Genomic DNA, 13283 nt, shown 5'->3' on the forward strand with positions numbered 1-13283 from the left:
ACACATGAGCGCTGCGCTGCGCATCCTGGTGACGGGGGGCGCCGGCTTCGTCGGCTCCCACCTGTGTGATCGGCTGATCCGGGAGGGCCACGAGGTCGTCGCGCTCGACGATCTCTCGACGGGCTCGCGGGTCAACGTCGCCCATCTCCTCTCTCACCGGCGCTTCCGGTTCGTGGAGCACGACGTCACGCAGCCGTACGAGCTGGACGTCGACCGCATCTACAACCTCGCCTCGCCGGCGAGCCCGCCGCACTACCAGCGCGATCCGGTCCGGACCACGATGGTCAACGTGGTCGGCGCGTTCCACGCGCTGAAGCTCGCCGAGGGCTGCGGGGCGCGGGTCTTCCAGGCGTCGACAAGCGAGGTCTACGGCGATCCCGAGGTCCACCCCCAGCCGGAGAGCTACCGGGGCGCGGTGAACCCGATCGGGATCCGCTCCTGTTACGACGAGGGGAAGCGCTGCGCCGAATCGCTTGTGATGGACTTCCACCGTCGCCGCGGCGTCGAGGTCCGGCTGGCGCGGATCTTCAACACGTACGGTCCGCGGATGGCGCTCGATGACGGTAGGGTGGTGTCAAACTTCATCGTACAAGCGCTCCAGGGCGAGGATCTCACAGTCTACGGCGATGGCTCACAGACACGCAGCTTCTGCTACGTAGACGACCTCATCGAGGGCATCGTCCTGCTCATGGAGCACCCTGTCGAGACAGGCCCGGTAAACCTGGGCAATCCCGAGGAGTTCACGGTGCTTGAGCTCGCCGAGGAGGTGCTCCACCTGACCGGGAGCCGCGGTCGGGTGGTGTTCCGTCCGCTCCCGGAGGACGATCCGCGGCAGCGGCAGCCGGTGATCGACCGCGCGCGGCGGGTCCTCGGGTTCGAGCCGAAGGTGCCGTTGAGGACGGGTCTGCGCCGCACGATAGAGGGCTTCCGGACGGCCCTCGGGCTGGGCCATCGCGCACCTGGGCACCCGGCATCCGACGATGACGCACCGCTGCCTCGAGCGGCGAACGGATGAGCTGAACCGGCCGTGGAGTCGGTGCGGCGCTCATGATACCGTCAGCGCTCTGACGCCCGATTGTCGCACATGGCCGTGCGGCGAACGGCAGGGGCACGGCGCCCTGAAGGAGAAGGAGAGCGGGATGGATCTCAGGGCATGGTGTGCAGCGCTCTGCGCGGCGACGGTGGGTCTCGTGGGCTGCGGCGGCGACTCGGGCACGAGCAATACCGGCGGATCGCCGACCGGGTCGAACTCGGGCGGCGGACAGGAGGGTGGTCCCTTCGGCCAAGGCGGTAGTGACTTCGGCGAGGGGGTCGGCTCCGGCAGCGGGTCCGGCAGCCCGACCGGCGGGGCGGGAGGCAACGGCGCGAACCGCAAGGGGTGCGAGCACGTCGATGTCGTGTTCGCGCTCGACAACTCATCGAGCATGGATGAGGAGAAGGCGTCGATGCGCGACGTCGTATTCCCGGCCTTCGCGCAGGCGCTGCTCAATATCGATGGCATCCTGGACTTCCGCGCGGCCGTGCTGGACGCCTGTCCCCTTCCCGCCAACTTCCACACGCGCGGCGCCGCGGGCGAGTGCTCGTTCCAGAGCGGAAAGGCGTGGATGGAGAGCACCAGCACGGACCTCACGCGCGAGTTCCAGTGCGTCGCGGATCTCTACGCGGACGACGTCCAGTGCACCGGCGACAGCGACGACGAACAGCCCGCGTCCGCCGTCGCCGCCGCGCTGGAGCCGCCGTTCTCGACCGAGGAGAACGCTGGGTTCGTGCGCAACGACGCGCTGCTCGTGGTGGTCGCGATCACCGACGAGGACGAGCAGCCCATCCCGCGCCAGAGGCCGCAGCAGATCCACGATCGGCTCGTCGCCGTGAAGGGCGACGCAAAGAACGTCGTGTTCCTCGGCATCGCCGGGAAGCGAGAGTGCGCGGGCGCTTATGGGGACGCGGAAGAAGCCGATGCCATGCAGGAGCTCGTGAACAGCTTCGCCGCCGACGGCCGTGGCTTCTTCTGGGATCTTTGCGAAGGGCACCTCGAGGACGGCCTCACGAACGCCTTCGCGGCGATCGAAGAGGCGTGTGTGGAGTTCGAGCCCACCGTGAACTGACGAGGGGCGGCTCGGCGGCGCCGTGAGGCGCCGCCGGCAGGCTACGGCGGCGAGCTCTCCTGCTCTTCCTCCGGAGCTCCGCCCTCCTCGGCGCCGAGCAGGTCGACTTCCTCCCACAACGCACCGAGACCCAGGCGGAGTCCTTCGCACCCGGGCACATCGACGCTCCCATCGGTCGCGTCGAGCGCGTGGGTATAGCGCCCATCTGCCCCGCGCTCGAGGACCTTGATGCTCCGGAGCTGCGGATCGACGATCCAGTACCAGCGCACCCCGAAGGCAGCGCCACCTCGGAGAGGCGTGGGGGCTCGCTCGGTGACCGTGGGCTCGCGAGGCCTGGAAGATCGACGCAAGGCGCTCGAGAAACGATCCTTGACGGCCTACGGTTTGTTGTTATAAAAAGTAACACTGTTACGAACGACGACCCGCGGAGCGGCGACGGCGCCGCCCGGCGGCCGGACGACACCGACATGGCGAACACGCGCCCGAGGACCACGAAGACCCGCGACACGACCCAGGCCGAGCGCCTGCAGGCGTCGAGCTTGCAGCGCCGCGAGCAGCAGAAGGAGAACCTGCGGGGCGCGATCCTGACGGCGGCGGGCGAGCTGTTTCTGGAGCAGGGGTACGAGGCGTTCTCGATGCGCCAGGTGGCCGAGCGCATCGGCTACTCGGCGACGACGATCTACCGCTATTACGAGGACAAGGACGATCTCCTGTTCGCCATCGTCCACGAGGGATTCACCGAGTTCCAGCGGGCGCTCGTCGCGGCCGCCGAGAGCACGGCGGACCCGATCGAGCGGATCGAGGCGCTCGGCGCCGCGTACGTTCGCTTCGGCATGGACAACCCGGTGCACTACCGGCTGATGTTCATGCAGCGCTTCGACTTCGTCTTCGACCAGCGGAAGGCGCGGCAGCAGCCGATGATCGACTCGTTCGATGTGCTGCAAAAGGCGGTCGCGTCGGCGATGGATGCCGGCGCGATGCAGCGCGGCGACGTGGAGCGCCACAGCCAGGTGGTCTGGGCCCTCGTCCACGGGATCACCGCCCTCGGGCTGGCCGACCGCGGCCGCTTCACGGCCGACGACGTCGCCCGGACCATGGAGATCGCCATGAAGATGATGGTCCGCGGCCTGCGCCCCTGATCGCTCTCTTTTTTTCCTGCGAAGTTAACACTGTTACTAATAGTTTCATCGTTACAAACCGCAGCCGGTGGAGGGTATGATGGATAGGGTCTTTGGACTGAGTGGCCTCCTCGTGATGCCGTTCTGGTTCCTGATGATTTTTCTGCCCCGCGCTCGATGGACGCGGCGGATCATGGAGTCGCCGCTCGTGGTCCTCGCGCCCGCGCTGCTCTACACGGCGCTCGTCATCCCGGTCCTCCGCGAGGTGCTGCCGATCGTCAACCAGCCGAGCCTCGCGGCGGTCGCCGCGCTGCTCGGCTCGCCCGCGGGCGCCACGATCGGCTGGGTTCACTTCCTCGCGTTCGACCTCTTCGTGGGCCGGTGGGTGTACCTCGACAGCCGCGATCGGGATCTCTCGCCGTGGCTCATGGCCCCGGTGCTCTATCTGACGCTCATGCTCGGGCCGCTGGGGTTCTCGCTCTACCTCGCCGTCCGCGCGATGGCCGCTCGGTCGGCGCGCGCCGCCGGCGAGACCGCGGGGCAGCGCCGCGCCGAGGTGGCCTGACATGAGCGCGCGCTCGCTGAGCACCTCGCTCCAGCTCCCTCGCTCGATCGAGGAGCTCGTCCGGCGGAGCCCCGTCCTGTTCACGGCGGCCGTCGCCCACGTCGCGCTGCTCGTCCTGCTGCTCGCCGTCGCCCCGCTCGACGCGCGCCTCGTGATGGGGGTGAACCCGTGGATCAAGCCGGCGAAATTCGCCGCGTCGATCGCCGTCTACCTGCTGACGATCAACTGGCTCGTCGGCGACGTCGCGCTCCCGCCGAGAGGCCGGCGAGCGGTCGTCTGGGGCACGGTGGCGCTGGTGAGCTTCGAGATGATCGCGATCACCGCGCAGGCAGCGCGGGGAGTGGCGTCGCACTTCAATCAATCGACCCCGTTCGACGGCGTGATCTTCGCGCTCATGGGCATCGCCATCCTTGTGAACACGGCGCTCGCGGCGTACCTCGCGTACAGGTTCTGGACGACGCGGCCCCCGCTGCCGGCCCCCTACCTCTGGGGCATCCGGCTGGGTCTCCTCCTGTTCCTGCTGGCCTGCGCTGAAGGCGGCTTCATGTCGGCGCACAACGCGCACAGCGTCGGCGTCGCGGACGGCGGGCCAGGGCTCCCCGTCGTCAACTGGAGCACGCGCGGGGGTGACCTGCGCATAGCCCACTTCTTCGGGATGCACGCGCTGCAAGCCGTCCCGCTGTTCGGCGCCTGGCTGTCGGCCCGGGCGTCGGGGTCGGCGACGCGCCCGCGGCGGGCGGTGCGATGGGTCCTCGCGTTCGGCGTCGGCTACGGCGCCGTCGCCCTGGCGCTCTTCCTGACGGCCCTCGCAGGGCGACCGCTGATTCGGATGTAGCGCGCCGCGCGAGGACGGCGGTCCTGCGCGGCTGGAGGTGAAGAGGCGAAGAGGCGAGCCGGCGCGGACCGCCGACGATGGCGCGTAACGATGGGCGCGAGCAGGGGGCCGTCAAGCCAATGACGTCGCCTGCAACGCGCCCGTCGCGCCATTGTCACCGATAGACAACAACAAGCAGGCGCCACGCCACACAATTGACACAAATTCCGTCTAGACTCTCCAGCTCGTCTGCGCTTGCCGCTTTTCCTGACCCGTGAGGCTCGCCATGCCCGACAATTTTGTCGTCCAATCCAGCGCCCTGCCCTCTTCCACCAAGCTTGTGGCTTTTCATGGCACCGAGGGTGTCTCGAAGCCCTATCGCTTCGAGCTCTACCTGGTGATGACAAACGATGTCGGCCAGAGCTTCGATATGGCCGCGGCCGTGGGGCAGCCGGTGAGCATCTCCCTGGAGCGGAGCGACGGCGGCGAGCCCTTCCTTCGAAGCGGCGTCCTCGGAAGCATCGAGCTCATCAACGAGTTCGCCGGTCGGTCCGTCTTCCGGGCCACCATGGTCCCGCGCCTCGCCATGCTGGCCATGTCGTTTCACAGCCGTGTCTTCACCTTGCAGGCCATCCCGACGATCATTCAAGCCGTCCTTCAAAAGGGCGGCGTCACGGACTGCGCCCTCCAGCTCCAGGGCTCCTACACCGCCGAAGAGCATGTCTGCCAGTACCGCGAGAGCGACTATGCCTTCGTCGCCCGGTGGATGGAGCGCGAAGGCATCTATTACTACTTCGAGCATGGGGAGGGCGGCGAGACGCTGGTGCTGGTCGATGACAAGTCGGCCCATCAGCCGCACGGCGGCAAGCCCATCCGGTATTACCCGCAACCCGGCGGCGCCAACACCGCGAAGGACACCTTCCACGCCTTCACCTGCCGGCACGACGCCATGCCCGGCACCGTCCGCCTCAAGGACTACAACTACGCCACGCCGGCCGTACCGGTCACCGGGCAGGCGTCTGTCAGCCCGAGCGGCTTCGGCGAGGTCAGCCTGTACGGCGCGCGGTTCTTCTCGTCGGGCGACGGGGCGCGGCTCGCGCGGATCAAGGCCGAGAGCCTCTCCGCGACCGGCGTCGTGTACCAGGCGATGGGCAAGGCAGCGACGGTGGTCCCCGGGTATACCTTCGAGATCGAGGACCACCCGCGGGCCGCGTTCAACACGAAGTACCTGACCATCGAGGTCGAGCACTGGTCCAACCAGGCCCCGGACATGCCCGAGCTCCGCGACTTCGCGACGTGGACCGAGAACTACCGCATGGAGGCCAAGGCCATCCCCGTGACGACGCAGTTCCGCGCGCCGCAGGTCACCGAGTGGCCGCGCATCTACGGCACCGAGATCGCGATCGTCGAGGGGGCGGCGGTGAGCGAGTACGCGCAGATCGACACCCATGGTCGCTACCGGATCAAGTTCCACTTCGACGAGAGCGACCTGAGCGGGGGAAAGGCGTCGACCTGGGTCCGGATGCTCCAGCCCCACGGCGGCGGCATCGAGGGCTTCCACTTCCCGCTGCGCGCTGGCGTCGAGGTCATGTGCGCGTTCGAGGGGGGCGATCCCGATAGGCCGGCCATCGTCGGCGTCGCGCCCAACGCGCTCACGCCGAGCCCGGTCACGTCGGGGAACAACACGCGGAACGTGATCCAGACGGGCGGGCGGAACCGGCTCGAGCTCGAAGACCAGGCCGGGCAAGAGCGGGTCACGCTGTCGACGCCTTACGACAACACCTACATCCGGATGGGGGCGCCCAACGGCGGATCGTCGTACGAGGTCAAGTCGGAAGGGCACGCTTTTACGTGGATCGGTGGCAGCTCCGAGAACATCGTGGGCGGCAACCGAACGGCGATCACCGTGGGCATCTCCGAGAACATCGTGGGCGGGTTCCGCCTGAGCATCACCGGGGGATACGCCGGAAACTTCATCGCCGGATACGCGCAGAACGTGATCTTGGGCTATCGCCACTCGACCATCTTTGGCAGTGAAAAGACGACCGTCGCTGGAAACCGGAAAACCACCATCAAGGGAAACCGGACCACGAAGATCGGGGGCGATGACACGTTCATGCTCGTGGGCGATCGCAGCGCCACCATCAGGGGCAACAGCGGCTTGCGCATCATGGGGAAGCGCAACACCCAGATCAGAGGCAAGGACGACAGCACCTTCTTCAACGGGCGAGAGACGACGGTCTTCGTATCGAACAAATCGACGATCAACGGCACCAGCGAGACCGATGTCAACGGGACCCGGCGCACGGACGTCCGCGGCCATGCCACCAGCAACTTTTACGCAGGGCGAACGACCACCGTTCACGCGGGGGGGAGCTCGAAGACGATCAGAGGCGGCAACACCGCCAAGATCTATGGCCCCCGGAAAACCACGGTCTATGGACCGAGCTCGAGCACCATCCAAGGCCCCGCCGAGAGCAAGATAACAGGCCTCTACACGACCAAGATCGGGTCGCGCGTCGAGGTCATCAACGGAACGAAGTACGAGAACATCAAGGGGCTGGCGTTCAAGCGTGCCCCCTTGGAGATAAAGAAGTTGAACGCAGCAGAGATCTCGGCAAAGGGCTACAAGGCCTCGGCCGAGATACTGACGATCAAGGCTCGACTCGGCCTCTCGAACGCTGACTTGCACATCCTGAAATAATCCGCCCATCGAGCGAGGAACAGGCTCGCGCCCACCGCCGAGTCATAGGATCCATCGAGCCCGCTACCCTGGAGCCCGTCGGATGAAAATCGTCAAACCCATGCGCCTCGGGGTGGTGCCGAGGGTCTTCATGAACCAGCGCACCCCGCACCTCCTGGTCACCACGTTCGTGGGCTTCTCCTACGACCGACCGGCCCGCCTGCTCTATGAGCCGTCGGTCTGGAAGATGGTCACGGAGGAGCTCGGCGACGATGGCCGCCTCGACGAGTTCAACCCCAAGACGCGGGGCGAGCTCCTCGTCACGGGCCGCTGCTATCCGCCGGGGCGCGCCGCTCGCCCCGCGAGCTCGGTCCGCGTCCAGCTCGGGCCCATCGACAAGAGCCTCTACGTCATCGGCGACCGGACGTGGGGTGTGCTCGGCATGTCGGATCCGGCGCCGTTCACCGAGATGCCCGTCACCTGGAAGAACGCCTTTGGCGGGGCTGGTCTCGCCAGGAACCCGCTGGGCAAGGGCCACGGCGACAGGAGCGCGGCGCTCCCCAACATCGAGTCGCCCAAGCACCTCATTCACGCGCGCAGCGACTCGCCGACGCCCGCCGGTCTCGACGGCTACGACCTGACCTGGCCCCAGAGGTTCTCCAAGATCGGCACCCACGACGCAGCGTGGCGTAACGAGTGCTTCCCTGGCTTCGCGCGGGATCTGGACCCAGCGTTCTTCAGCATGGCTCCGGACGACCAGCAGATCGACGGCTTCTTCCGGGGCGACGAGGCCTTCGTGGTCGAGAACATGCACCCCGACAAGCCTCGGATCGAGGGCTCCCTCCCCGCGGTGGCGAGCCGATGTTTCGTCTGCCTCGAGACGAGCGACGGCGTGGTGATCCGCGAGCCCGCGATGAAGCTCGATACAGTGCGTCTGTTCCCGCACCGCGAGCGGGGAGTCGCTCTCTTTCGCGGCGGCATCGAGATCTCCGAGGACGACGCAAAGGACGTGGTGGCCGTGCTGGTCGCCTGCGAAGCCATGGGCGCGCCCAGGCCCGCCGCGTATTACCATGACTACCTGACCCCCCGGCTCGGGCCCCGAAATCCTGATCTCCCGGACGACGAAGATGACGTGCTCATGCCCGAGCCCGAGGATCCGGAGGCGCCGCCGCTGCCCGATGACCAGCTCTCCGGGCTTGCGTCAAGGCTGAGGCGGCACGGGTTTCTGGGAGGTACCCCGGCTCGATCCGTCAGGCGCGCGGCCGCCGTTGCGGCCGGCGCCGGCGTCGTCGCTGCGGGTGTCCACGAAGGCGAAGCCATGGCGGAGCCCGAGGCCGAGCCGACCGAGGCCGAGCTCGAAGGCGACCTCGACGTCGAGGCGATCGACGCCGAGCTCGCCGAGATGGAGAGCGACCCCGGACGGCTCGACGCCACAGGCGACGAGGAAGAGGCGGAGGAACCCGCGAACATCCCAGAGGGCATGGAGGCAGAGGAGCGCCTCGCGTGGCCCCGGGCGGACACGGGGGTGAGCCACGAGGACGACCCGGAGGCCATCGCGTTTGCGGCCTCGGCGGCGATCCCCACCCTGGAAGACGACGCCGAGGACGCCGAAGCGCTTCGCCAGCAGGATGCCCTCATGGAATGGGGCAAAAAGCAGCTGCGGGACCATGGCATCGATCCAGAGGCGCACCTCGGCCAGGAAGACCCCTCCGACGACCTTGCGTCCCTCGAGGAATCGGACGAACCCGACGAGGCCCTGGTCAGCTTGCTCGAGAGCAAGCTCGGCAGCGGGCTAGAGGCGCACGGGGTCGACATGGGGGCGCTGCTCTCGAAGGCGCGCCAGAACGCCGCCGAGCGCCCGGGCGAGCTCAGGATGTCTGAGGTCCGCGAGCGCGTGCGGCGGTCGCTGACGAGCGAGGGCGTTGCGCCAGAGAACACCGAAGAGCTCGTGTCATCGCTGGACTGGCGAGCGTTCGAGGACGAGACCCGGGGCGCCGGTGACGCGGACCTCGACGCCACATACAACCTCCCCGACGAGGCGCCAGAGATGGCCCACGCCCTGCCCGAGGAGCCAGCCGGAGCCCCCCTGGCAGGGGACGAGGCCTGGGGCGGTGAGCCCGCGGACGAGGATGACCTCGCGTTTGCGGAGGAGCTCGACGAGAAGGCTTCGCGTTTCGGCGGGTGGGGCGAAGACGGGCCGCGGCTCGCGCACCTCCTGGCGGCCTCCGCGCCCCTGGGCAGCGAAGAGTCCCTGCGACTTCGCCGCGAGGTGGAGGCCGGTCTCAAGGAGGGGCGGAGCTTTGCGGGGTGCGACCTCGCGGGCGCCGACCTCTCTCACCTCGACCTCGAGGGGATCGACCTCGAGGACGCCAATCTCGAGTCGGCCTTCCTCACCGGGAGCATCTTGCGAAAGGCGAAGCTCACGAGGGCCATCTTGGCGCACGCAACCCTGGAGGCCGCGGATCTCTCGGAGGCCAGGCTCGATGGGGCCAATTTGGGTTCGGCGTGCCTGCGCGACGTGAAGGCCACGGGAGGCGTCGATTTCGGCGAGGCCGTGCTCGTCAAGGCTGACCTCTGGGGAGCGGATCTCGCCGGCGCCAACCTCTCGGGCGCGGACCTCTCCGAGGCCAATCTCTGCGACACAAACCTGGAGTACGTCGTCGCGGAAAAGGCGACGTTCCAGAACGTGGATCTCACGGGAACGCGCCTCGTGGGCGCGCGGCTCTCGGAGTGCACCTTCAACGAGGTGAATGTGACAGAGGTCGATTTCACCGGCGTCGATCTGCGCGCCGCCACCTTCATCGCCGCCCAGGGCGACCGCGCCGTCTTCCGAAACGCGATGGCGAAGGACCTCGTGAGCGTGCAGGGCTCGTCCTTCGCGGGCGCAGACTTCGCCGGCGCGACGCTCACCGGCGCGAACCTGATGGGGACGAGCCTCGTCGGAAGCGACTTCTCTGACGCCGACATGCGGGGCGCGCTGCTCGATGAGGCTGACTTGACGGAGGCGAGCCTGGATCGCGCGAACCTCACCGAGGCCGTGCTGACCCGAGCCAACCTCACAAAGGCGTCGCTCTACGCCGCCGACCTGCGGCTGAGCATCATGAACCATGCCTGTGTCCGGGGGGCCAGGTTCGTGAGAGCCAACCTGTTTGGCGTGTGCGCCGACCGGATGGTCGGAGATGACGACACGAGCTTTGCCGGCGCCAACCTCAAGCGACTCAGGGTGATACCGGCCGAGAGGCAGCATGGATAGGGAAGCGCTGTGCAAGCTGATTGAACAGGGAGAGGTCGTTTCGGAGCTGGACCTGTCGGGCCTCGACCTGTCGGGCCTCGACCTCTCCGGCGGCATCTTCGAGGACGTCCGCTTCACCGACGCGAACCTCGCGGGCGTCAAGGTGCGCGAGGCGATCTTTCACCGCTGTGACCTCGCGGGAGCCAACCTGAAGGGACTGGATCTCCACCTTGGCACCATCATGGACTGCACGCTCGCGGGGGCCGTGCTCGCCGACGCCTCGCTCGTCGGAGCGAGCTTCGCGGGCGTGGACCTCGAATCGGCCGATCTGACAGGAGCGAACCTCTCGTCGGCCACCATCGACCATGCCACGCTCAAGAACGCCCGGTTGGTCCGCGCCGACCTGACCGACGCCAGCCTGTTTCAGGCCGAGGTCGAAGGCGCCGATTTCTCCCACGCCAACCTGACCAAGGTGGTCTTGTTCCGTCAGGACCTGTCCCACGCCATCCTCACGGGGATCACCCTCGTGGAGGCGATCCTGATCGAGGTGCGGCTGGGGCCCAAGGACCTCCGGCGGATGGACCTCACGAGGACGCTGTTCACCAACGCCGACCTGCACGGCTGCGACTTTTCAGGGGCCACCCTGACGAACTGCAGCTTCAAGGGCGCCAACTTGACCGGGGCGCGACTGGATGGAGCCATCGCCCAGCAGGCGGACTTCGTCGAAGCGACCCTGATGAACGCGAGCCTCACCCAGGCCGACCTGAGCCAGTCGATCTTCGTCGACGCGCGCGCCAGCGCCGCGAACCTCTCAGGCGCGCGGCTCGAGATGAGCGTCTGGCACCGGGCGATCTGCGCGGGGGCCCGCTTCTGCCAGGCAGACCTGCGCCATGCAGACCTCTCCCATGCCGACGTGTCTCTCGCCGATTTTTCCGGTGCGACGGTGGCGCGCGCGCGGCTCCATCGTGTGACGGACAAGGACACGATCTGGCCGGCGGACAAGGCGCTGGCCTACGGCGACGACCAGGAGCTCAAGGAAGCAGAAGACTGGCAGGCCAACGTGCTTGGCAGGCCTGCCGGCAGTCAACGCACCCCTCACGGATGAGGAAACCATGCAGAGCGCAGCAAGAACGAGACAATACAAGCGGGAAGCCGACGGTGAACACGGCGCCGTGCTCCGGTTCGACGGCTCCGCGTACATCGTCGAGACCGAGCACGGCGAGGTCCGCGCGAGGCGCGCGACGAGCTGCCTGCTGGAGCCTGCCACCGGAGACCTGGTGCTCCTCACCTCCGTGAACGGCACGCATTACATCCTCGCCGTGCTCGAGCGGGAGGAAGGCGCTCCCTCGCGCCTCGTCGCCGAAGGGGATCTCCAGATCCGCTCGCGGAGCGGCTCGCTGGACCTCGCGGCGCCCGACGGTGTCCACGTGGTGTCCGGCAAAGACCTCTCGATGGCCGCGTCGACCTTCCGTGTCGAGGCCAAGGAGGGGCACGTCGCGCTGGAGCTGTTCTCGTTCGTCAGCAAGATGGCGCGCGGGGAGGTCGACCGGGCCAAGCTGATCGGCCGGAGCCTCGACTCGGCGCTCGAACGGCTGTCGCAGAGGGTGAAGCGCTCCTACCGCATCGTGGAAGAGGCGGACCATGTGCGCGCCGAGCGCATCGACTATGCGGCGAAGGGCAACCTCGCCATCCACAGCGAGAACGCCAAGATCACCGCGTCGCACCTCGTCAAAATCGACGGCGACCAGATCCAGGTAGGGTGACAGGACATGTTTGCCACGACCTCGGGCGGTGGGCTCAACTTTGGCATTCCGGATGTCTGCCTCAATCCGCCGAACATCCCTGTCCCCTATCCGAACTTTGCATCCAATAGCATGGCGACGGGCGTCGCGTACAAGGTGGTCCTGGGGCGCGGCTTCGCCCACACCGTGACGACCAGCATCCCCCTATCCTCCGGCGATAACCCTGGGATCCTCGGTGGCGTGGTCTCCCGTCGCAACATGGGCCCCCGGAGGCACCTCGTCCCCGTTCGCGGGGTGATCTTCCAGGGAAAACCGGCGGTGCGACTCAGCTGTACGGGCCTTCAGAATCAGATCAATCTGAACGGGACGACCATCGTCCCGAGCCAGTTCAAGGTTCTGTTGCTCAAATGACGGCCGCTCGGTCGTCCGCGAGAGCGCCTCAAGATCCCGCCCTGTTCTGACCGCTGAGGGACACCCACGTGGCCATCGATGAGCTTACCCGCATCCGCCTCGGGATCATTCAAAAGAAATTCGGCGATCGCTTGGGCCGGGGCACACGCGGCTCCAACCCGCCGGATCGGCGCCAGATCTTCATTGATGAATTCCGTCGGATCCTGGCCGACATCTTCGTTCCCACGTTCGAGGCCATCGGCGGTGAGCTCGCCTCGTCAGGCCACGATTACCGGATCGAGCATGACGTGGGCGAGAAGACCCCCAGCATCGAGTTTCACCTCCTGCTCCGGGGCGTGCCGGCGAACGCGAACAACCTGATCCGCCTCTTCTACAGCGCCGAGGCCGCGGGTGACGGAGAGGTGATCGCCGAGGTCAACGTGTACCAGACCTTGACCGAGCTCACGCGGTTCCGGGTGCTGTCTCGGGTCACCCGAGAGGTGGCGGAGCAGATGTGCGTGGACGCCATCGAACACGTCTTCGCCTGCAACGCTCGCTGAGGGGCTCGTGGGATGCCCGCGGCGGGGCCGGAGGCCGCGAGCGTCGTCCTCCATCCTCCAGCACGGTGACCTGA

12 protein-coding genes are annotated in these 13283 nt (G+C 67.4%); 11 read left to right on the forward strand and 1 reads right to left on the reverse strand.

Translation table 11 applies throughout. The features are described 5' to 3' along the window. The first annotated feature begins 4 nt into the window (after window positions 1-4). Entirely contained in the window at window positions 5-1015 is a 1011-nt protein-coding gene (locus tag WME90_RS35520) for a UDP-glucuronic acid decarboxylase family protein (protein WP_437276497.1), read from the forward strand. 124 nt (window positions 1016-1139) lie between these two features. Beyond that, the gene (locus WME90_RS35525) at window positions 1140-2105 is read left to right on the forward strand and encodes a hypothetical protein (protein WP_437276498.1); all 966 of its coding nucleotides are present in this window, start codon (window positions 1140-1142) and stop codon (window positions 2103-2105) included. Window positions 2106-2146: 41 nt separating this feature from the next. On the opposite strand, the gene WME90_RS35530 is transcribed toward WME90_RS35525, so the two are convergent. Beyond that, window positions 2147-2374 carry a hypothetical protein gene (locus WME90_RS35530; protein WP_437276499.1) on the reverse strand — a complete coding sequence of 76 codons (228 nt, stop codon included), beginning with the start codon at window positions 2372-2374 and terminating at the stop codon, window positions 2147-2149. 198 nt (window positions 2375-2572) lie between these two features. Here WME90_RS35530 and WME90_RS35535 point away from each other — a divergent pair, with 198 nt between their 5' ends. From WME90_RS35535 to WME90_RS35575, 9 genes are all read left to right on the forward strand, one after another. Continuing rightward, window positions 2573-3244 carry a TetR/AcrR family transcriptional regulator gene (locus WME90_RS35535; protein WP_437276500.1) on the forward strand — a complete coding sequence of 224 codons (672 nt, stop codon included), beginning with the start codon at window positions 2573-2575 and terminating at the stop codon, window positions 3242-3244. Window positions 3245-3323: 79 nt separating this feature from the next. Next, window positions 3324-3788, forward strand: coding sequence for an ABA4-like family protein (locus WME90_RS35540; RefSeq protein ID WP_437283703.1), 465 nt, complete (start codon window positions 3324-3326; stop codon window positions 3786-3788). 1 nt (window position 3789) lies between these two features. Continuing rightward, the gene (locus WME90_RS35545; protein WP_437276501.1) at window positions 3790-4623 is read left to right on the forward strand and encodes a hypothetical protein; all 834 of its coding nucleotides are present in this window, start codon (window positions 3790-3792) and stop codon (window positions 4621-4623) included. 265 nt (window positions 4624-4888) lie between these two features. Then, on the forward strand, window positions 4889-7306 hold the full coding sequence (locus WME90_RS35550) for a type VI secretion system Vgr family protein (RefSeq protein ID WP_437276502.1): 2418 nt from the start codon (window positions 4889-4891) through the stop codon (window positions 7304-7306). Window positions 7307-7388: 82 nt separating this feature from the next. Continuing rightward, entirely contained in the window at window positions 7389-10538 is a 3150-nt protein-coding gene (locus WME90_RS35555; protein WP_437276503.1) for a DUF2169 family type VI secretion system accessory protein, read from the forward strand. Next, complete coding sequence (locus WME90_RS35560) at window positions 10531-11622, forward strand: pentapeptide repeat-containing protein (protein WP_437276504.1); 1092 nt, start codon at window positions 10531-10533, stop codon at window positions 11620-11622. The genes WME90_RS35555 and WME90_RS35560 overlap by 8 nt, the downstream gene beginning before the upstream one ends. Window positions 11623-11629: 7 nt before the next feature. Beyond that, the gene (locus tag WME90_RS35565; RefSeq protein ID WP_437276505.1) at window positions 11630-12280 is read left to right on the forward strand and encodes a DUF3540 domain-containing protein; all 651 of its coding nucleotides are present in this window, start codon (window positions 11630-11632) and stop codon (window positions 12278-12280) included. Window positions 12281-12286: 6 nt separating this feature from the next. Continuing rightward, a complete protein-coding gene (locus tag WME90_RS35570) occupies window positions 12287-12670 on the forward strand; it encodes a DUF4150 domain-containing protein (protein ID WP_437276506.1) in 384 nt (127 codons plus the stop codon). Window positions 12671-12738: 68 nt separating this feature from the next. Then, entirely contained in the window at window positions 12739-13209 is a 471-nt protein-coding gene (locus WME90_RS35575) for a hypothetical protein (RefSeq protein WP_437276507.1), read from the forward strand. Window positions 13210-13283 lie beyond the last annotated feature (74 nt).

The sequence above is a fragment of the Sorangium sp. So ce375 genome (assembly GCF_051473855.1).
Lineage (GTDB): Bacteria > Myxococcota_A > Polyangia > Polyangiales > Polyangiaceae > Sorangium.